Consider the following 19,976-nt stretch of genomic DNA (forward strand, 5'->3'; position numbering starts at 1 on the left):
TCAGAGCACCTCGGAGGTCGTACGCCGATAGGTCGAGCGCCGGTCCTGGATGGCCGCCCAGCGGTCCCCGTACACCGTCTCGCGCACCGCCTCATCCCGCAGGAAGTCGTGCGGGAAGCCCAGCGGCACCCTGCTCACCGTGTCCAGCCGGTCCACGGCGTCCACGTCCAGCTCCACGTCCAGGCAGCCGAGGGCGTCGGTGAGCTGGTCCGGGGTGGACGGGCCCAGGATCGGGACGATGTTGCCCGGGCGGCCGCGCAGCCAGGCGAGCGCCACCGCGGCCGGGCTCCAGCCGCCCTCCCGGGCGATCTCGACGACGGCCCGCACGGTCTCCCGCGCGCGCAGCTCCGCCTCGTCGGCCCCACCCACCGCCGCTTCCTCCTGGCGACCGGTCAGGCGGCCCCGGGCGAGCGGACTCCAGGCGAACACGGCCTGGTCGAACGCGCGGGCCTGCGGGAGCAGTTCACGCTCCGGGGTGCGCTCCAGCAGGCTGTAGCGCAGCTGCGAACCGGTGAACGGCGTCCAGCCGCGGAGCTCGGCGACCGTACTGGCCTGGGCGATCTCCCAGGCGGGCCAGTCGGACACGCCCACGTACAGCACCTTGCCCGTCCGGACGAGGTCGTCGAGGGCGCGCATGACCTCCTCGACCGGGGTGAAGTTGTCCCGGGCGTGCACCCAGAGGACGTCCAGCCGGTCGGTGCGCAGCCGCCCCAGGCTCGCCTCCACGGACTGCACCAGGTTCTTGCGGTGGTTGCCGCCGGAGTTGACGTCGCCCGGCCGGGTCGCACAGGTGTACTTGCTGGCGAGGACGAGCGCGTCACGGCGGTCGCCCAGCAGCTCGCCCAGGACCGTCTCGGAGGTGCCGCCCGCGTAGATGTCGGCCGTGTCCAGGAAATTGCCGCCCGCCTCCAGGTAGGCGTCGAGGATCCGTCCGGAGGTCTCGCGTACGGCCGCGTGGCCGGATTCGTGGCGGCCCAGGGTCATGGCGCCCAGCGCGAGCTCGCTGACGCGCAGCCCGGTCCTGCCGAAGAGTGTGCAGCGCATGAAGGATCCTTTTCGCTCGACCGATGCCGGGTGACACCCGGAGCGCCGGGTGACGCCCGGAGACGCGAGCAGGCTACGAGCTGGAGCGCACTTCAGGGCAACTCCCTCAGGTGCCGCGTGACGCGCCGCGTATGCGCGGAATAATGCGTACCGTGACTGTTGTGGACCGCTCGGGTGCGAAACATGATCGACTCCGCCGGTTCACGGCGATGGTCTTGCCCCGCCGGACGGAGGGGCTTACGTTCTCCATCCATGCACCGATCTACGTGCGTAGAAAACACGTAGAGGCTCTCTGACGCCGCGTCGAAGGAGCAGCTCATGTCCCACGTCGTACGCGCCGCACTCGTCCAGGCGACCTGGACCGGCGACACCGAATCCATGATCGCCAAGCATGAGGCCCATGCCCGCGAGGCCGCCCGGCAGGGCGCGAAGATCATCGGGTTCCAGGAGGTGTTCAACGCCCCCTACTTCTGCCAGGTCCAGGAGCCCGAGCACTACCGCTGGGCCGAACCCGTCCCGGACGGGCCGACCGTCCGCCGGATGCAGGACCTCGCCCGCGAGACCGGCATGGTGATCGTCGTCCCGGTCTTCGAGATCGAGCAGTCCGGCTTCTACTACAACAGCGCCGCCGTGATCGACGCCGACGGCTCGTACCTCGGCAAGTACCGCAAGCACCACATCCCCCAGGTCAAGGGGTTCTGGGAGAAGTACTACTTCAAGCCCGGGAACGCCGGCTGGCCGGTCTTCGACACCGCCGTCGGCAAGGTCGGCGTCTACATCTGCTACGACCGGCACTTCCCCGAGGGGTGGCGACAACTCGGACTCAACGGAGCCCAGTTGGTCTACAACCCGTCCGCCACCTCCCGTGGCCTCTCGGGCCACCTCTGGCAGCTGGAACAGCCCGCGTCCGCCGTCGCCAACGAGTACTTCGTGGCCGCGATCAACCGGGTCGGCCAGGAGGAGTACGGCGACAACGACTTCTACGGCACCAGCTACTTCGTCGACCCGCGAGGCCAGTTCGTCGGGGAGGTCGCCGGCGACAAGGAGGAGGAACTCCTCGTCCGCGACCTGGACTTCGGCCTGATCGAGGAGGTCCGCCAGCAGTGGGCCTTCTACCGGGACCGCAGGCCCGACGCCTACGACGGGCTGGTGGAGCCGTGAGCGGGCTGTACGAGCGCCACCTCGCCGTCAGCCCCGAGTGGCTGGCGCTCTACTACCGCCACCCCATCGAACTCACCCATGGCGAGGGCCGGTACGTCTGGGACGCGGACGGCAACCGCTACCTCGACTTCTTCGGCGGCATCCTCACCACGATGACCGCCCACGCCCTGCCCGAGGTCACCAAGGCGATCGCCGAGCAGGCCGGCCGGATCATCCACTCCTCCACGCTCTACCTCAACCGCCCCATGGTGGAGCTGGCCGAGCGGATCGCCACCCTCTCCGGCATCCCCGACGCCCGGGTCTTCTTCACCACGTCGGGCACCGAGGCCAACGACACCGCGCTGCTGCTCGCCACCGCGTACCGCAGGTCCAACCAGATCCTCGCGATGCGCAACAGCTACCACGGCCGCTCCTTCTCGGCCGTCTCCATCACCGGCAACCACGCCTGGTCGCCCACGACCCTCTCCCCGCTGCAGACGCTGTACGTCCACGGGGGCGTCCGCACCCGGGGGCCGTACGCGGAACTGAGCGACGCACAGTTCATCCGGGCGTGCGTCGCCGATCTGGAGGACCTCCTCGGGCACACCCGGGAGGCCGCGGCGCTCATCGCGGAACCCATCCAGGGCGTCGGCGGCTTCACCTCGCCGCCCGACGGACTGTTCGCCGCGTTCCGCGAAGTCCTGGACCGCCACGGCATCCTGTGGATCTCCGACGAGGTGCAGACCGGCTGGGGACGTACCGGCGAACACTTCTGGGGCTGGCAGGCGCACGCCGAGCACGGGCCGCCGGACATCCTCACCTTCGCCAAGGGCATCGGCAACGGCATGTCCATCGGCGGAGTCGTCGCCCGAGCGGAGGTGATGAACTGCCTGGACGCCAACTCCATCTCCACGTTCGGCGGTTCACCCGTCACCATGGCCGCCGGCCTCGCCAACCTCTCGTACCACCTGGAGCACGACCTCCAGGGCAACGCGCGGCGCGTCGGCGGGCTCCTCATCGAACGGCTGCGGGGGATCGCCGCAGGGTCCGCCGCCGTACGCGAAGTGCGCGGCCGGGGCCTGATGATCGGCATCGAGCTGGTGAAACCCGGCACGGACGAGGCCCACCCGGAGGCGGCCGCGGCCGTCCTCGAAGCGGCACGCGCGGGCGGACTGCTCATCGGCAAGGGCGGCGGCCACAACACCAGCGTGCTGCGGATCGCCCCGCCCCTGACCCTGACCGTCGCCGAGGCCGAGGAGGGCGCGTCGGTCCTCGCCGACGCCCTGCGCGCCGCCGACTGACCCGGGCCCGCAGGCACCGCCCGTACGTATACAACGCCGCGCGGGGCGACCCCAGCCGTACGCCCGACGGGCCGGTGGGGCGCCCCGCAGTGAGGAGGTACCCATGAGCCGCACCGTCATCCACGGTGGCCTGGTCATCACCGCGTCCGACGAGATCCACGCCGACGTCCTCGTCGAGGGCGGGCGCATCGCCGCACTCGCCGCCCACGGCACCGATGCCGCGGAGAGCTGGAGCGCCGACCGGAGGATCGACGCCACCGGCAAGTACGTGATCCCGGGCGGCGTCGACGCGCACACCCACATGGAGATGCCGTTCGGCGGCACGTACGCCGCCGACACCTTCGAGACCGGCACCCGGGCCGCCGCCTGGGGCGGGACCACCACCATCGTGGACTTCGCGATCCAGAGCGTGGGGAAGTCCCTGCGCGAGGGTCTCGACTCCTGGTACGCGAAGGCCGACGGCAACTGCGCCATCGACTACGCCTTCCACATGATCCTCGCGGACGTGAACCCCTCCTCACTCAAGGAGATGGACCGCCTCGTCGCCGAAGGCGTCACCTCCTTCAAGCTGTTCATGGCCTACCCGGGCGTCTTCTACTCCGACGACGGCCAGATCCTGCGGGCCATGCAGCAGGCCTCCGGCAACGGCGGCCTGATCATGATGCACGCGGAGAACGGCATCGCCATCGACGTCCTGGTCGAACAGGCGCTCGCCGAGGGGCGCACCGACCCCCGCTACCACGGAGACGTCCGCAAGGTCGCCCTGGAGGCCGAGGCCACCCACCGCGCGATCCAGCTCGCCCGGGTCGCGGGATCGCCCCTCTACGTCGTCCACGTCTCCGCCGACGAGGCCGTCGCCGAGATCGCCGCCGCCCGCCACAAGGGCCTCCCGGTCTTCGGCGAGACCTGTCCGCAGTACCTGTTCCTCTCCACCGACAACCTCGCCGAGCCGGACTTCGAGGGCGCCAAGTACGTCTGCTCCACCCCGCTGCGCCCCAAGGAGCACCAGGAGTCCCTGTGGCGGGGCCTGCGGAACAACGAGCTCCAGGTCGTCTCCACCGACCACTGCCCCTTCTGCTTCTCCGGCCAGAAGGAGATGGGCCGCGGCGACTTCTCCAAGATCCCCAACGGCATGCCGGGCGTCGAGCACCGCATGGACCTGCTGCACCAGGCCGTCGTGGACGGGCACATCACCCGCCGCCGCTGGATCGAGATCGCCTGCGCCTCCCCGGCCCGGATGTTCGGCCTCTACCCGAAGAAGGGCACCATCGCCCCGGGCGCCGACGCCGACCTCGTCGTCTACGACCCGCACGCCGAGCAGATCCTCTCCGCCGAGACCCACCACATGAACGTCGACTACTCGGCGTACGAGGGCAAGCGGATCACCGGCCAGGTCGAGACCGTCCTCTCCCGCGGTGAACCCGTCATCGAAGGGCGGAAGTTCACCGGCCGCGCCGGACACGGCATGTACACCCCCCGCGCCACCTGTCAGTACCTGGGCTAGGAGATCCCGCCATGGACTTCGGACTCGTCCTCCAGACCGACCCGCCCGCCTCCGCCGTCGTCGGCCTGATGCGCCGCGCCGAGCGCAACGGCTTCCGCTACGGCTGGACCTTCGACTCGGCGGTGCTCTGGCAGGAACCGTTCGTCATCTACAGCCGCATCCTGGAGCACACGGAGAAGCTGACCGTGGGCCCGATGGTCACCAACCCCGGCACCCGCACCTGGGAGGTGACCGCCTCCACCTTCGCCACCCTCAACGATATGTACGGCAACCGCACGGTGTGCGGGATCGGGCGCGGCGACTCCGCGATGCGGGTCGCGGGCCGCCGGCCCAACACGCTGGCCCGGCTGGGGGAGGCCATCGACGTCATCCGGGACCTCGCCGAGGGCCGGGAGGCGACCGTCGACGGCAACCCGATCCGCATCCCGTGGGTGAAGGACGGCAGGCTTCCCGTATGGATGGCGGCGTACGGACCGAAGGCGCTCGCTCTGGCCGGGCAGAAGGCCGACGGCTTCATCCTCCAACTCGCCGACCCCTTCCTCACGGAGTGGATGGTCAAGGCGGTCCGGCAGGCCGCCACGGACGCCGGCCGGGACCCCGACGCGCTCACGATCTGCGTCGCCGCCCCCGCGTACGTCACCGCCGACGACTCACCCGAGGCCCTCGCGCACGCCCGGGACCAGTGCCGCTGGTTCGGCGGCATGGTCGGCAACCACGTTGCCGACCTGGTCGCCAAGTACGGGGAACACTCGTCGATGGTCCCCGAGGAGCTGACCGCGTACATCAAGAACCGGCAGGGCTACGACTACTCCCACCACGGCCGTACCGGCAACCCGGACACCGCCTTCGTCCCCGACGAGATCGTCGACCGCTTCTGTCTGCTGGGCCCGCCGGAGGCACACGTCGAGAAGCTCCGCCACCTGAAGGACCTCGGTGTCGACCAGTTCGCCGTCTACAACATGCACGACGCCCGGGAGGCCACCATCGACGCCTACGGCTCGGATATCATCCCGATGCTCCGCTGAGCCTCGCCGGAGCTGAGCGTGTGTCCGTGCCGGGGTGGCCTTCAGATACAAATGGGGTAATGGGCGATGAAGTTCCGGCGGAAAAAGCCGCAGACCTCCGACTGGGTCATCAGGCACGTGGAATCCGGGGAGAGCATTCCCGGAATGGTCTTCACGATCTACGTTGCCGAGAGTGACGCGAGCGAAGACGTCCGATATTTCGACCTGCAGTGCGCACTGGGTGAACCGACCGCGCAGGACGTCGATCTGGAACTGGACAGTTACTGCATCGTGAACGATGCGGGAGGGGTTCAGTTCGGAGGTCTCGACGAGGTCACCATGGGTCCTGACGGATTGGTTCTGAGTTTTCAGGACGATGCTGCGGAGGAGCTGGAACTCTCCTCCCGTGTGGTCACCCTGGGAATCGACTCGGCCATAGATGTCGATGAAGTACGGGCAGGGCTGAGGAAAGTCCTCTCGTACGGGAATCCTCGTAAAGTGCCACAGCTGAACCTGTAGGAAGCCGCCACCGGCCGATCGGCGCCCCGCCCCCTCACGAATCCAACCCGCCCCGCCACCCGCCCTGTTCCGCCCGCACCGCCCCGCACGGCACCGCTCCCGAGCGAAGGGCTCAGCCGCCATGACCGCCACCGTCCCACCCACCCCACCGCCCCCGCCACCCGACGCGATACCCGGAGGGGTCGCCGCGTCCGGCCGTGTCGAACTCGCCCACGGATACGTCCCCGACGACCCTCGCTTCGCCAATGACGACCTGCTGCCCGTCCCGGTGGAGCGGCGCACCTGGACGACGTACAACTTCGCGGCCCTGTGGATCGGGATGGCCCACAACATCCCGTCCTGGCTGCTCGCCTCCGGTCTGGTGGCGCTCGGCATGGACTGGAAACAGGCCGTGTTCACCATCGCGCTCGCCAATCTCATCGTGCTCGCCCCGATGCTGCTCACCGGGCACGCCGGACCCAAGTACGGCATCCCCTTCCCGGTCCTGGCCCGCGCCTCCTTCGGGCTGCGCGGCGCCAACCTTCCCGCCCTGATCCGGGCCGCCGTCGCCTGTGCCTGGTTCGGCATCCAGACCTGGATCGGTGGCGTCGGGATCTTCACCCTGCTCGGCAAGGTCTTCGGCGGCTGGGCGAACGCCGGGGAGATCGGCGGGCAGCCGTGGACGCTCTGGCTCTGCTTCACGCTCTTCTGGGCCCTCGAACTGGCCATCATCTACCGGGGGATGGACGCCCTGCGCCGGTTCGAGAACTGGGCGGCGCCCTTCGTCCTGGTCGGGGCCGTGGCGCTGCTGGTGTGGGTCGCGGTCAAGGCGGGCGGCTTCGGCCCGCTGCTGGACCAGCCGTCCGCGCTCGGCTGGGGCGCCGACTTCTGGCCGGTCTTCTTCCCGTCCCTGATGGGCATGATCGCCTTCTGGGCGACACTCTCCCTCAACATCCCCGACTTCACCCGCTTCGGTGCGGGCCAACGCGCCCAGATCTGGGGCCAGTCGCTCGGGCTGCCGACCACGATGACGTTCTTCGCCCTGCTGTCGGTCTTCGTCACCTCCGGCTCGCAGGCGGTGTACGGGGTGGCCATCTGGGACCCGGTACAGCTCGTCGCCCGTACCGACAACGTCTTCGGGCTCCTCTTCGGCCTGGTCACCGTGCTGATCGCGACGATCTCCGTGAACATCGCGGCGAACGTCGTCTCACCGGCGTACGACCTGGCCAACCTGGCGCCGAAGTTCATCAGCTTCAAGGGCGGGGCGCTGATCACGGGTGTGGTCGGGGTCGTCATCATGCCGTGGAAGCTGACCGAGACACCCGAGCTGTACATCTTCACCTGGCTGGGGCTGGTCGGCGGGCTGCTCGGTACGGTGGCGGGCATCCTGATCGCCGACTACTGGATCGTCCGCCGCACGGTCCTGGACCTCGCCGACCTCTACCGCCCCGGCGGCCGCTACTGGTACCGGGGCGGCTGGAACTGGCGGGCGGTGGCGGCCTTCGCGGTGGGCGGCGTCCTGGCGGTGGGCGGCTCCCACTCGGCTCCCGGCAAGGGGCCCTTCCCGGCCGACGGGCTGATCCCGCTCCTCAAGCCGCTCGCCGACTACGGCTGGGCGGTCGGGCTCGCCTCCTCGCTGCTGCTGTACGTGGCGCTGACCGGCCGGGAGCGTCGCGCAGGACAGTGACACAGCGTCAGGCCGGGTCGGTGGTTGGCCCCTTGGGGGTACCACCGGCCCGGCCTGCGGCTCGTCCCGCTAGCCGGCGAGGGCGAAGGACTGTGCCGTGGAGCCGTCGCACGTGCGCTGCACGAGCGCGGTGGACTGCTCGCCGCCGCCCGCGGGCAGGCTCAGGCACTTCCCGCTGTGCCGGGCCGTGAAGTGGTAGCGCCCGGACGCCTCGCGGACGGGCTTCCACTGCTGGTTGGCGCCCCCGGAGTACGTCCAGAGCTGGAGCGGGGCGTTGTCGGCCGTCGAGACCCCCGTCACGTCCACCGCCTTCGCCGGATCGTTGCGGGCGGCGATGCGGGTGAAGCCGCCGTCCGTCGGCTGGAACCGGAACTGCTGGGCCGTGGTGCCGTTGCACGCGTACTGCTGGACGACTGTGCCGTTCGCCGTGGCGGCCGCCCGGGTGTCGGCGCAGCGGCCGTTGGCGGCGCTGGTCAGGCTGTACCAGGCGGTCGGCGAGATCGGGTCGTCGGGGCCGGGGTTGCCGGTCGAGCCGGTGCCGAGCCAGGTGAGGCCGTCGAGCAGGAAGGTGTTCTGGGTGGCGGAGGCGAAGGTGGACGACAGCGGGGTGTTCGTGGCGTAGTTCATCGCGTTGTGGCCGAAGTTGGCGTACAGCATGCGGTAGTTCTTGTTCGTCCACACGATGGGGTAATCACCGCTGTACCAGCTCTGGTTGGGGTCGGTGCCCAGGGGAAAGCTCACCGGGTCCACCGAGGCCAGCACATCGATGTCCGGGTTGGTCCGCAGGTTGCGGCTCCAGCTGTACCACTCGCTCACCGACGAGGTGAACGTCCCCGGAAGGTGGCCCGTCGACGGGTGGGTGCGGTGGTCCGTGTGCAGGGTGGCGGTGGTGGGGCCCCAGGTGTTGGTGGCGAAGTTCCCACTGCCCAGGAACTGGTTGTAGTACCAGGGCCAGTTCTGGGCGCTGGTCGTGAACGCGGCCACATGGAAGCCCATCCAGGCCCCGCCGCCCCGCATGTACGCCTCGAAGCCCGCGCGCTGTGCGGCCGCCTGCGGGGCGTCGTCCAGGAAGAGGACCACCTGGTACTGCTTGAGGGCCGTGCTGTCGGCCAGCAGATTCCAGTTGGTCGTCGAGGTGTACGTGAAGCCGTGCTCGGCGCCCGCCCTCGGGAACCACTCGTTGGCTTCCTTCACGAAGCTGATGTGGGCCGCGTCCCAGGTGCCGTTGTAGAACGCGATGACCTTGAACGGCGCAGCCGCGGCCGGCGCTTGCGGTGCCGCTCCGGCCGGTGAGGCGAGCAGGGTGAGGAGCAGGGCCAGCAGCGCGAGCAGGGACAGGCCGGCGCGCGGACGGCCGTGGGGGGCCTTGGACATGGGTGTGATCCTTTGTTCGTCCATGTGGCGAACGTTCTTCCATGTGATTAAGAAGTGAACGGAACAAGGTGTCAAGACCTTGGTCCGGACCAGTTGCCGTGTGCCGCTGGCTTGCCGGAAAGGGGCTGAGTCAAGGGAGTTGGTGCCCTTGATCCATGGCTGGGCCGGATTCACCTTCCGTACGCGCAGTCTTGACGTGTCCACGGAACGGGCCTAACTTCACGGCCTGAAGTAAGCCCCACCCCCCGCCGCAGGAGACACATATGCGAATGCCCGGCCCCATCACGCCTCGCGGCCCGCGCCGCGACGGACACAGACCCCGGCGCCTCGGAACCCCGCTGCTGGCCCTCGGCGGACTGGTGGCCTCCCTGCTCACCGCCGTCGCCGCGGCCCCCACCGCCCAGGCGGCGGAACTGCCCAGCGGCTGGGTGACAGTGACGGCAGCTCATAGCGCCAAGTGCGTGGACGCGGCGGCCGCCGGCACCGCCGACGGCACAGCGGTGCAGCAGTACACGTGCAACGGCAGCACCGCCCAGCAGTGGCAGTTCCGCTCCGTCGGCGACGGGTACGTCCGGGTCGACAACCGCAACGACGCGGCGAAGAGCTGGGACGTGACGAATGTGTCCACCGCGGACGCCGCGCCCGTACAGCTCTGGTCGTACTCCGGTGGTGCCAACCAGCAGTGGCTGCCCGTCGAGGAGCCCGGTGGGGCCTTCCACTTCGTGAACCGCAACAGCGGCAAGTGCCTCGACATCCCGGCCGCTTCCACCGCCGACAGCGCCCGCGTCCAGCAGTACACCTGCAACGGATCGGCCGCGCAGTCCTTCCGGGTGGGCGCCACCGACGTACCGAACCCGCCCGGAACCCCCGACCTCGGCCCCAACGTCTCCGTCTTCGACCCGTCCACGCCGAGGGCGACCATCCAGAACAAGCTCAACCAGGTCTTCGCCCAGCAGGAGACCAACCAGTTCGGCTCCCAGCGCCAGGCCCTGCTCTTCAAGCCCGGCCGCTACGACGTCGACGCCAACGTCGGCTTCTACACCCAGGTCGCCGGGCTCGGCCTGTCGCCCGACGACGTCACCATCAACGGCGGCGTACACGTGGAGGCCGACTGGTTCCAGGGCAACGCCACCCACAACTTCTGGCGCTCCGCCGAGAACCTCTCGGTCAACCCGCCTTCGGGAACCGACCGTTGGGCCGTGTCGCAGGCCGCCCCGTACCGCCGCATGCATGTCCGCGGCAACCTCCAGCTCGACGACGGAGGCTGGTCGAGCGGTGGCTTCATGGCCGACTCGAAGATCGACGGACAGGTCCGCTCCGGCACCCAGCAGCAGTGGCTCTCCCGCAACAGCCAGTGGAACAGCTGGACCGGATCCAACTGGAACATGGTCTTCGTCGGAGACGTCAACGCCCCCGCCAACAGCTTCCCCAACCCGCCCTACACCACGGTCGCCCAGACACCCGTGAGCCGCGAGAAGCCCTTCCTGTACGTGGACGGGGCCGGCGCCTACCAGGTCTTCGTACCGGCCCTGCGGACCAACACCCAAGGCACCACCTGGGGTTCGGGAACTCCCGCCGGACAGTCGCTGCCCATCAGCCAGTTCTTCATCGTGAAGCCCGGCGCCACCGCGTCCCAGATCAACGCGGCGCTCGCGGAGGGCAAGAACCTGCTCTTCACCCCGGGGGTCTACCGCCTCAACCAGACCATCAACGTCACCCGCGCCGACACCGTCGTCCTGGGCCTCGGGCTCGCCACCGTCATCCCTGAGAACGGCATCACCGCGCTCAATGTCGCCGACGTCGACGGCGTCAAGATCGCCGGGATCCTGATCGACGCGGGCACCGTCAACTCCCCCACCCTGATGCAGGTCGGGCAGGCTGGGGCCACCGCCCGGCACACCGCCAACCCGACCTCGCTGCACGACGTCTTCTTCCGCATCGGCGGCGCGGCCGTCGGCAAGGCCACTCAGAGCCTGGTCGTCAACAGCTCCGACGTCATCGGCGACCACCTCTGGCTCTGGCGCGGCGACCACGGCAGCGGCATCGGCTGGAACACCAACACCGCCGCCACCGGACTGATCGTCAACGGCACCGACGTGACGATGTACGGGCTCTTCGTCGAGCACTACCAGCAGCACCAGGTCATCTGGAACGGCAACGGCGGGCGCACGTACTTCTTCCAGAACGAGATGCCCTACGACCCGCCCAACCAGGCGGCCTGGATGAACGGTTCGACCCGCGGTTACGACGCCTACAAGGTCTCCCCGTCCGTCACCCGCCACGAGGCGTGGGGCCTGGGCAGCTACTGCTTCTTCAACGCCAACCCGTCGGTGGTCGCCGAGCGCGCCTTCGAGGCGCCGAACACACCGGGCGTGCGCTTCCACAACATGGTGACCGTCTCGCTCGGCGGAACGGGGACCATCAACCGCGTCATCAACAACTCGGGAGGACCGTCCAACTCCAGCACCAACGTGGCCAATCTGGTGGCGTACCCCTAGGTTCCACCCCTTCGCTGGGCCGCCGCCCAACACCGGTGCTCAGACCGGTTTGACGCTGCGGCCCAGCAGCGCCGTCACATCCACCGTCTCGTCCGCCGACGGAGTCCGCGCGGGCACCGGCCGGTCGAAGCCGGAGAAGTCCACGGTCCCCTCCTCGCCCGACCCCCGAACGGCGATCCGCACCGGGTACGGCTCGCCCTCGGTGGCCACGTACACCGTCAGGCGCTCGTCGCCCTGCGCCCGGGTCACCGGAATGACGGGCTCCCCGTTCACCTCGGTCTCCCGCCCCTTCGTCAGCGTCCCCCGGTCGGCGGCGTCGGCGTTGTCCGTGATCAGCTCGCGGAAGGTGTCGAGATCGCACACCTCGGTCACCGTGAGCAGCCGGGGGTCGTCGGCCTTCGCCTTCATGTAGCGGCCGTCGAGGATCGCGTCGAAGGTGGAGCCGCCGACCGGGACATGGGTCTCCCAGAACGCCTTGTCCGGCTTCAGCCAGACATCGCCGACGCGCTTCACGATCTCCACGGAACCGTCCTCGCCCATGTCGACGCCGCCCGTGCAGTTGCCCTCCCGGTCGAGCGTCAGGTCGACGCTCATCGGGTCGCCGCTTCCGTCGAGGCTGCCGCGCGCGCTCAGGTGCAGGGAGGAGACCCCCAGCAGGGCGTCGCGCGAGCGGTCCGCGATCTGCTCGGCGCCGAGCGAGGCGATGTCGTCGTCAGCCTGCGCGACCGCACCACCCGTCACGGTGAGAGCGACGGCCGCCGCACCCGCCGCCGCCCGTGCGGCCCAACGGTGTCCGCTCACGTCGCCTCCTCGAAAAGGCCCCGGTCAGGGGCGTGCGAACCAGAGTGACCGGCACTTTCGAGCGTACGCCGGGAGAGGGGGCGCCGCCCGGCGCGCGTACGGAGCGTGAGGGGTGGGGGTGTTTTCGGACACGGAGCGTGGGCAAGGGTGCGGTGATCCCACCCGGGATCACGTACGCACGCACACCGCGAAGGAGAACCATGAACCTGTTCACGGGGACGAGGAGCACGGGCGGCACGGCCACGGCGAGGCGGTCCACGGCCGCGGGGAAGCGGTCCCGGTCCGTCCTGCGGGCGCTCGCCGTCGTGACGACGGCCGTCGCGCTGGCGATCCCGGTCACGTCGGCGACCGCCAAACCGGCCGCCGCCCCGGCCGCCATTCCGCCCGGCCTCTCCTGCGACACCGGCAAGCACGCCATCGACGAGTACACGGGCTTCGCCCTCTGTCGCAACAACGGGAGCCAGACGCAGACCTTCTGGGTCCACCTGGTCTGCGGCTGGGCCCCGGACATCGACGGCAACCACGTCACCCTGAGGCCCGGCGAGTCGGGCCAGTCCACCGCCCACTGCGGGAAGCTCGGCACGGGCATCGGCGAGATCCACGTCCGCCCGTGACGCGGGGGCCGTAGGCCCGTATCGCCCCGGCAGCCGGATCAGCCCCACCGGTTGAGCGCGCCGCCTCCTCTCGTTACCCTCCAGTAAGTACGCGTGGGCTGCGGCCGGGACGACCGGTCGGCCCCGCGGCCACGAGGGAGGCGGCACGCCCATGTCCTCAGCGGAGCCCACCGAGCAGACCGGCCCGGCCCTGCGGCCGCACACGGACCGGGACCGGGCGCCCGCCCCGGCGCCGATGCCCGGACTCGCGGAGAGCACGCGCCTGCTCGCCGACTCCACCACCACCTCCACCGCACTCGTCGCCGACGCCCTCGCCCGGATCGAGTCCGCGCAGCCCACCCTCAACGCCTTCCGCCACCTGCGGGCCGAAGCCGCCCTCGCGGAAGCCGCCGAGGCCGACCGCAGGCTCGCGGCGGGGGAGCGGCTGCCGCTGCTCGGTGTGCCGGTCGCCGTCAAGGACGACACCGATGTGGCGGGCCTGCCCACCCACTTCGGCTGCGACGGCGAACGGCCCCCGGCCACCACCGACAGCGAGGCGGTCCGCCGGCTGCGCGCCGCCGGAGCCGTCATCGTCGGCAAGACCAACTCCTGCGAACTGGGCCAGTGGCCGTTCACCGAGGGCCCCGCCTTCGGCGCCACCCGCAACCCCTGGAACACCGCGCACACCCCCGGCGGCTCCTCCGGCGGATCGGCGGCGGCCGTCGCCGCGGGCCTGGTCCCCGCCGCCCTCGGCTCGGACGGTGCCGGGTCCGTCCGCATCCCCGCCGCCTGGACCCACCTCGTCGGCATCAAGCCCCAGCGCGGCCGCGTCTCGGTCCACCCGCACCACGACGCCTTCCAGGGCCTCACCGTCAATGGGCCCCTCGCCCGTACGGTCGCCGACGCCGCGCTCCTGCTGGACGCGGCCGCGGGTGCGCACCCCGGGGACTTCCACCGCCCGCCCGCCGTCCGCGCCTCCGACGCCGCCCGCCGGGACCCGGGCCGCCTCCGTATCGCCCTCGCCTGGCGGCCCCCGCTCACCCTCACCGGCGCCGGCCCCGACCCCGAGGTGCGCCGGGCCGTCGCCGCGCTCGCCGAGACCCTGGCCCGGCTCGGCCACCATGTCGAGGAGGCCCGCCCCCGGTACGGGCTGATCGGCCTCGCCTTCGTCCCCCGCGCCACCGCCGGCATCGCCGAATTCGCCGCCCGCCACCCCGAACCGGCCCTCCTCGACCCCCGCACCCGCAGCGCCCTGCGGACCGGGACGCGGCTCGGCGGCCGGGTGGTGCGGGCCGCCCGCGCCCGAGAGGTGCGCCAGCACCACCGCATCGGAGCCCTCTTCGACGGGTACGACGTGCTCCTCACCCCGACGACCGCCGCACCCCCGCCCCGTATCGGCACCTTCGACCGGCTCAGCGCCTGGCGCACCGACGTCACGATGGCGGCCGCCTGCCCCTACGCCTGGCCGTGGAACGTCCTCGGCTGGCCCGGCGTGAACGTCCCGGCCGGCTTCACGCGCTCCGGCCTCCCCGTCGGCGCCCAGCTGCTCGGCCCCTCCCGCAGCGAGGAGCGGCTGATCGCCCTGGCCGCCCAGCTGGAGGACGACCTGCGCTGGCACGACCACCGCCCGCCGTCCCCGTAACCCGGAGTGATCGCAGGCTCACCGGACCCCGTACGGACTGTGAAGCCGTGCGGGGGCCTTGTGGAGCCGCGGGCGGCGACGAGATATCTTGATGTCAAGCAATGTTGCAGACGTGGAGCGGAGCACCCGGTGACTGACTCGACCATCATCTATACGCACACCGACGAGGCCCCTGCCCTGGCGACCTATTCGCTCCTGCCCGTCGTCGAGGCCTACGCCTCGACCGCAGGAGTCACGGTGGAGCGCCGTGACATCTCCCTCGCGGGGCGGATCATCGCCAGCTTCCCGGAGCACCTCAAGGCCGAGCAGCGTATCGATGACGCACTCGCCGAGCTCGGCGCGCTGGCCAGGACCCCCGGCGCGAACATCATCAAGCTGCCCAACGTCTCGGCGTCGATCCCGCAGCTCAAGGCCGCGATCGCCGAGCTCCAGGAGCAGGGCTACGCGCTTCCGGACTACCCGGACGACCCGCAGACCGATGAGGCCGAGGACATCCGCGCCCGGTACGACAAGATCAAGGGCAGCGCCGTGAACCCGGTGCTGCGCGAGGGCAACTCCGACCGCCGCGCCCCCGCCTCCGTCAAGAACTACGCCAAGGCCCACCCGCACCGCATGGGCGCCTGGTCGGCCGAGTCGAAGACGAACGTCGCCACCATGGGCGTCGACGACTTCCGCTCCACGGAGAAGTCCGCGGTCATCGCCGAGGACGGCTCGCTCCGGATCGAGCTGCACGGCGACGACGGCGCCACCACCGTGCTGCGCGAGTCCGTACCCGTCCTGAAGGGCGAGGTCGTGGACGCGGCCGTCATGCGCGTCGCCGCGCTGCGCGAGTTCTTCACCGCGCAGGTCGCCCGCGCCAAGGCCGAGGGCGTGCTGTTCTCCGTGCACCTCAAGGCCACCATGATGAAGGTCTCCGACCCGATCATCTTCGGCCACGCGGTCCGCGCCTTCTTCCCGAACACCTTCGCCAAGTACGGCGACCAGCTCGCCGCCGCCGGTCTCACCCCGAACGACGGCCTGGGCGGCATCCTCAAGGGCCTGAACTCGCTGCCCGAGTCGGGCGCCGAGATCCAGGCGTCCTTCGAGGCCGAGCTCGCCGAGGGCCCGGCCCTCGCGATGGTCGACTCCGACAAGGGCATCACCAACCTGCACGTCCCCAGCGACGTCATCGTCGACGCCTCCATGCCGGCCATGATCCGCACCTCCGGCCACATGTGGGGCCCGGACGGCAACGAGGCCGACACCATCGCCGTCCTCCCGGACAGCAGCTACGCCGGTGTCTACCAGGTCGTCATCGACGACTGCCGCGCCAACGGCGCCTTCGACCCGTCGACCATGGGCTCGGTGCCCAACGTCGGTCTGATGGCGCAGAAGGCCGAGGAGTACGGCAGCCACGACAAGACCTTCGAGATCCCCGCCACCGGCACCGTGCGCGTCGTCGACACCAACGGCACCGTCGTGCTGGAGCAGGCCGTCGGCGCCGGTGACATCTTCCGGATGTGCCAGACCAAGGACGCGCCGATCCAGGACTGGGTCAAGCTCGCCGTCACCCGCGCCCGCGCCACCGGCAACCCGGCCGTGTTCTGGCTGGACGAGGGCCGCGCGCACGACGCCAACCTGATCGCCAAGGTCACCACGTACCTCGCCGACCACGACACCGACGGCCTGGACATCTCCATCCGGACCCCGGAGGAGGCCACCGCCTTCTCCCTGGAGCGCATCCGCCGCGGCGAGGACACCATCTCCGTCACCGGCAACGTGCTGCGTGACTACCTCACCGACCTCTTCCCGATCCTGGAGCTCGGCACCAGCGCGAAGATGCTCTCCGTCGTCCCGCTGATGAACGGCGGCGGCCTCTTCGAGACCGGCGCGGGCGGCTCGGCCCCCAAGCACGTCCAGCAGCTCGTCAAGGAGAACTACCTGCGCTGGGACAGCCTGGGCGAGTTCCTGGCCCTCGCGGTCAGCTTCGAGCACCTGGCCACCACCACGGACAACGCGCGGGCCCAGGTCCTCGCCGACACCCTGGACCGGGCGACCGGCACGTTCCTCAACGAGGACAAGTCCCCGAGCCGTCGCCTCGGTGGCATCGACAACCGCGGCAGCCACTTCTACCTGGCCCTCTACTGGGCCCAGGAGCTGGCGCAGCAGACCGACGACGCCAAGCTCGCCGAGGCGTTCGCGCCGCTCGCCAAGACGCTGGCCGAGCAGGAGGAGACCATCGTCGCCGAGCTGATCGCGGTGCAGGGCTCCCCGGCCGAGATCGGCGGCTACTACCAGCCCGACCCGGCCAAGGCCGAGGCGATCATGCGCCCGTCCGCCACGTTCAACAAGGCGATCGCGAGCCTCGCCTGACCTGATGTCGGGCGGACCCGTCCGCCCACCGTTCCGCCCCGGCCGGCCCTGTGCCCGCCGGGGCGGTTCGCGTCTCCGGATGTCCCGTGAGCCTCTCCGGCCCCTCTAACCCACATACGCCCCCGACGCGCAACGGACCCATCAGTTTCACTTGATCGGGCGAACGACCAATCCGCCCGTCCCACGGCTCCGAATGATGACCGTGAGGATCACCCGGACAGCCCTGACCCGCGGAACGCTCGCAGCCCTGAGCGGGCTGCTGGCGGGATTCGCCGCACTGACCGTCGCCGAGCTCGTTTCGGCGGCCGTCAGGCCCGAGGCGAGTCCCGTGACAGCGGTCGGCGGGGCTGCCATCGACCGGACGCCCGCCGCGGTGAAGGACTTCGCGATCCGGAACTTCGGCGAGAACGACAAACTCGTCCTGCAGCTCGGCATCGTCGTGACGCTCGCCCTCTTCGCCCTCGCCGTCGGCGTACTGGCGCTGCGGTACCGGCGTACCGGCTCCGCCGCCGTCCTGGCCTTCGGTGTGGTCGGCGCCGCATCGGCCGTCAGCCGCCCGGACTCCACCGGTGTGGTCGACGGACTTCCGTCGCTAGTGGGAGCGGTGGCCGGGGCGGTCCTGCTGTACGTCCTCATCGGCAGGCTCACCCGGCCGCGCCGGATCCCGGGGGAGGAGCAGGAGGAGGACGAGGGCGGCTGGGACCGCCGGGGCTTCCTGATCGCCGCCACCGCCGCGGCCGCCGCCTCCACCGTGGCGGGAGCGGTCGGCCGGACACTCAACGGCCGGAGCAGTCAGAACGCCGTCGCCTCCCGTGAGGGCGCCCGGCTGCCCGCCCCGGCCTCGCCCGCCGAGCCGATCCCGGCCGGAGCGCAGCTGCGGGTACCCGGCCTCCCCCCGTTCACCACCCCCAACAACAAGTTCTACCGGGTGGACACGGCACTGGTCGTCCCCAAGGTCGACGCGAACACCTGGCGGCTGCGCATCCACGGCAAGGGTGTACGGCGGGACCTGGAGCTCACCTACCAGGACCTGCTGGACCGCCCCCTGATCGAGCGTGAGATCACCCTGTGCTGCGTCTCCAACGAGGTCGGCGGCCCCTACATCGGCCACGCCAGGTGGATCGGCGTACGCCTGTCCGACCTGCTCAAGGAGGCGGGCGTCAAGCCGCCGTCCCGGGGCGGCAGGGCCGACCAGATCATCGCCCGCTCGGTGGACGGCATGACGCTCGGCACCCCCGTCGAGGACGTCATGGACGGCCGGGACGCGATGCTCGCCGTGGGCATGAACGGCGAACCGCTGCCCTTCGTCCACGGGTTCCCCGTCCGCATGCTCGTCCCCGGCCTGTACGGGTACGTCTCGGCCTGCAAGTGGATCGAGGACATCGAGCTCACCACCTTCGACGACTACGACGCGTACTGGGTGAAGCGGAAGTGGGCCCGCAAGGCCCCGATCAAGACCCAGTCCCGGATCGACACCCCCAAGCCCTTCGGCCGCCCCGAGGCCGGCACGGTCATGGTCGCCGGAGTGGCCTGGGCCCAGCACCGGGGCATCGAGAAGGTCGAGATCCGCGTCGACGACGGCCCGTGGCGCCCGGCCCAACTGGCCGAGCAGGACACCGTCGACACCTGGCGCCAGTGGTCCTACCCCTGGAAGGCCACCCCCGGCGGCCACACCCTCACCGTCCGCGCCACCGACGGCACGGGCGAGGTCCAGACCGAGAAGCGGACCAAGACCGTCCCGGACGGTGCCAGTGGCTGGCACTCCGTCGTGGTCTCCGTCGACTGACCCCACACAACAGACCTCCCTGCAGCAGTACTTCATCCCGTTTCCCCTTAAGAACGATTCAGGAGAATTCCATGAACGCCCTTCGCCACCGCCGTGCAGCCGTCGCCGTCGTCGCCGCCGTCCTGCTGCCCCTGTCGCTGACCGCCTGCGCCGAGGACAGCTCGGACAAGGCGTCCGACAGCGCGTCCGCCGCAGGTTCGACCCCCGAGGAGTCGAAGCCGGCCGCCGGTGACGACACGTCGGCCGACAAGCCGTTCGGCCCGGCCTGTGCCGGCGTCCCGACCGAGGGCGCGGGCAGCTTCGACGGCATGGCGAAGGACCCGGTCGCCACCGCCGCCTCCAACAACCCCGCGCTCTCCACGCTCGTCACCGCCGTGCAGAAGGCCGGCCTCGTCGACACCCTCAACAACGCCGAGAACATCACGGTGTTCGCGCCCACCAACGACGCCTTCGCCAAGATCCCGAAGGCCGACCTGGACGCGGTCCTCAACGACAAGGCCATGCTCACCAAGATCCTCACCTACCACGTCGTGGGCGAGAAGCTCACCCCGCAGCAGCTGGAGAGCGGCACCTTCGACACGCTGCAGAAGAGCACGCTGACCACGGCCGGCTCCGGCGAGTCGTACAAGGTCAACGACAGCGCCAACGTGGTCTGCGGCAACGTTCCGACCGCCAACGCCACCGTCTACATCATCGACACGGTCCTGATGCCGAAGTAGTCGTACGGCAGTTGCCTGCCGTGACAGACCGCC

Annotated in this window: 15 protein-coding genes; 12 read left to right on the top strand and 3 right to left on the bottom strand. The window is 70.4% G+C overall.

Features of this window, described 5'->3' with window-relative positions:
- Positions 1–1,044 (bottom strand): aldo/keto reductase, encoded by a 1,044-nt coding sequence (locus tag IE264_RS20205; protein WP_015612422.1) that lies wholly within the window; start codon positions 1,042–1,044, stop codon positions 1–3.
- A gap of 318 nt (positions 1,045–1,362) precedes the next feature.
- Here IE264_RS20205 and IE264_RS20210 point away from each other — a divergent pair, with 318 nt between their 5' ends.
- From IE264_RS20210 to IE264_RS20235, 6 genes are all read left to right on the top strand, one after another.
- Complete coding sequence (locus IE264_RS20210; RefSeq protein WP_032753882.1) at positions 1,363–2,205, top strand: nitrilase-related carbon-nitrogen hydrolase; 843 nt, start codon at positions 1,363–1,365, stop codon at positions 2,203–2,205.
- Positions 2,202–3,485: an aspartate aminotransferase family protein gene (locus IE264_RS20215; RefSeq protein WP_015612424.1), complete on the top strand. Its 1,284-nt coding sequence runs from the start codon at positions 2,202–2,204 to the stop codon at positions 3,483–3,485. Before IE264_RS20210 ends, IE264_RS20215 begins: the two co-directional genes overlap by 4 nt.
- Before the next feature lie 103 nt (positions 3,486–3,588).
- The gene (hydA, locus tag IE264_RS20220) at positions 3,589–4,989 is read left to right on the top strand and encodes a dihydropyrimidinase (protein ID WP_032753884.1); all 1,401 of its coding nucleotides are present in this window, start codon (positions 3,589–3,591) and stop codon (positions 4,987–4,989) included.
- An 11-nt stretch (positions 4,990–5,000) separates the two neighbouring features.
- A complete protein-coding gene (locus tag IE264_RS20225; protein WP_032753885.1) occupies positions 5,001–6,014 on the top strand; it encodes a TIGR03842 family LLM class F420-dependent oxidoreductase in 1,014 nt (337 codons plus the stop codon).
- Between the two features lie 144 nt (positions 6,015–6,158).
- Positions 6,159–6,512: an Imm10 family immunity protein gene (locus tag IE264_RS20230; protein WP_158706484.1), complete on the top strand. Its 354-nt coding sequence runs from the start codon at positions 6,159–6,161 to the stop codon at positions 6,510–6,512.
- Between the two features lie 121 nt (positions 6,513–6,633).
- Entirely contained in the window at positions 6,634–8,178 is a 1,545-nt protein-coding gene (locus IE264_RS20235) for an NCS1 family nucleobase:cation symporter-1 (protein WP_032753889.1), read from the top strand.
- A 69-nt stretch (positions 8,179–8,247) separates the two neighbouring features.
- On the opposite strand, the gene IE264_RS20240 is transcribed toward IE264_RS20235, so the two are convergent.
- Positions 8,248–9,552, bottom strand: a complete 1,305-nt coding sequence (locus tag IE264_RS20240; RefSeq protein ID WP_032753891.1) for a ThuA domain-containing protein — start codon at positions 9,550–9,552, stop codon at positions 8,248–8,250.
- 269 nt (positions 9,553–9,821) lie between these two features.
- Between IE264_RS20240 and IE264_RS20245 the strand changes: the two genes are divergently transcribed.
- Entirely contained in the window at positions 9,822–12,050 is a 2,229-nt protein-coding gene (locus IE264_RS20245; RefSeq protein ID WP_229887650.1) for an RICIN domain-containing protein, read from the top strand.
- A 39-nt stretch (positions 12,051–12,089) separates the two neighbouring features.
- On the opposite strand, the gene IE264_RS20250 is transcribed toward IE264_RS20245, so the two are convergent.
- The gene (locus IE264_RS20250) at positions 12,090–12,851 is read right to left on the bottom strand and encodes a lipoprotein (protein ID WP_032753893.1); all 762 of its coding nucleotides are present in this window, start codon (positions 12,849–12,851) and stop codon (positions 12,090–12,092) included.
- A 200-nt stretch (positions 12,852–13,051) separates the two neighbouring features.
- Here IE264_RS20250 and IE264_RS20255 point away from each other — a divergent pair, with 200 nt between their 5' ends.
- From IE264_RS20255 to IE264_RS20275, 5 genes are all read left to right on the top strand, one after another.
- A complete protein-coding gene (locus tag IE264_RS20255) occupies positions 13,052–13,465 on the top strand; it encodes a hypothetical protein (protein ID WP_032753894.1) in 414 nt (137 codons plus the stop codon).
- A 151-nt stretch (positions 13,466–13,616) separates the two neighbouring features.
- Complete coding sequence (locus tag IE264_RS20260; protein WP_032753896.1) at positions 13,617–15,086, top strand: amidase; 1,470 nt, start codon at positions 13,617–13,619, stop codon at positions 15,084–15,086.
- Between the two features lie 129 nt (positions 15,087–15,215).
- Complete coding sequence (locus IE264_RS20265) at positions 15,216–17,438, top strand: NADP-dependent isocitrate dehydrogenase (protein WP_015612434.1); 2,223 nt, start codon at positions 15,216–15,218, stop codon at positions 17,436–17,438.
- A 193-nt stretch (positions 17,439–17,631) separates the two neighbouring features.
- Entirely contained in the window at positions 17,632–19,224 is a 1,593-nt protein-coding gene (locus IE264_RS20270) for a molybdopterin-dependent oxidoreductase (RefSeq protein WP_032753898.1), read from the top strand.
- Positions 19,225–19,295: 71 nt separating this feature from the next.
- Positions 19,296–19,943, top strand: a complete 648-nt coding sequence (locus IE264_RS20275; protein ID WP_015612436.1) for a fasciclin domain-containing protein — start codon at positions 19,296–19,298, stop codon at positions 19,941–19,943.
- Positions 19,944–19,976: the final 33 nt, after the last annotated feature.

Source organism: Streptomyces microflavus (assembly GCF_014650075.1).
GTDB lineage: Bacteria > Actinomycetota > Actinomycetes > Streptomycetales > Streptomycetaceae > Streptomyces > Streptomyces microflavus.

Coding starts and splice junctions, on each gene's coding strand:
- IE264_RS20205 (WP_015612422.1), bottom strand. CDS start 1,044: ATGCGCTGCACACTCTTCGGCAGGACCGGGCTGCGCGTCAGCGAGCTC.
- IE264_RS20210 (WP_032753882.1), top strand. CDS start 1,363: ATGTCCCACGTCGTACGCGCCGCACTCGTCCAGGCGACCTGGACCGGC.
- hydA (WP_032753884.1), top strand. CDS start 3,589: ATGAGCCGCACCGTCATCCACGGTGGCCTGGTCATCACCGCGTCCGAC.
- IE264_RS20225 (WP_032753885.1), top strand. CDS start 5,001: ATGGACTTCGGACTCGTCCTCCAGACCGACCCGCCCGCCTCCGCCGTC.
- IE264_RS20230 (WP_158706484.1), top strand. CDS start 6,159: ATGGTCTTCACGATCTACGTTGCCGAGAGTGACGCGAGCGAAGACGTC.
- IE264_RS20235 (WP_032753889.1), top strand. CDS start 6,634: ATGACCGCCACCGTCCCACCCACCCCACCGCCCCCGCCACCCGACGCG.
- IE264_RS20240 (WP_032753891.1), bottom strand. CDS start 9,552: ATGTCCAAGGCCCCCCACGGCCGTCCGCGCGCCGGCCTGTCCCTGCTC.
- IE264_RS20245 (WP_229887650.1), top strand. CDS start 9,822: ATGCCCGGCCCCATCACGCCTCGCGGCCCGCGCCGCGACGGACACAGA.
- IE264_RS20255 (WP_032753894.1), top strand. CDS start 13,052: ATGAACCTGTTCACGGGGACGAGGAGCACGGGCGGCACGGCCACGGCG.
- IE264_RS20260 (WP_032753896.1), top strand. CDS start 13,617: ATGTCCTCAGCGGAGCCCACCGAGCAGACCGGCCCGGCCCTGCGGCCG.
- IE264_RS20270 (WP_032753898.1), top strand. CDS start 17,632: ATGATGACCGTGAGGATCACCCGGACAGCCCTGACCCGCGGAACGCTC.
- IE264_RS20275 (WP_015612436.1), top strand. CDS start 19,296: ATGAACGCCCTTCGCCACCGCCGTGCAGCCGTCGCCGTCGTCGCCGCC.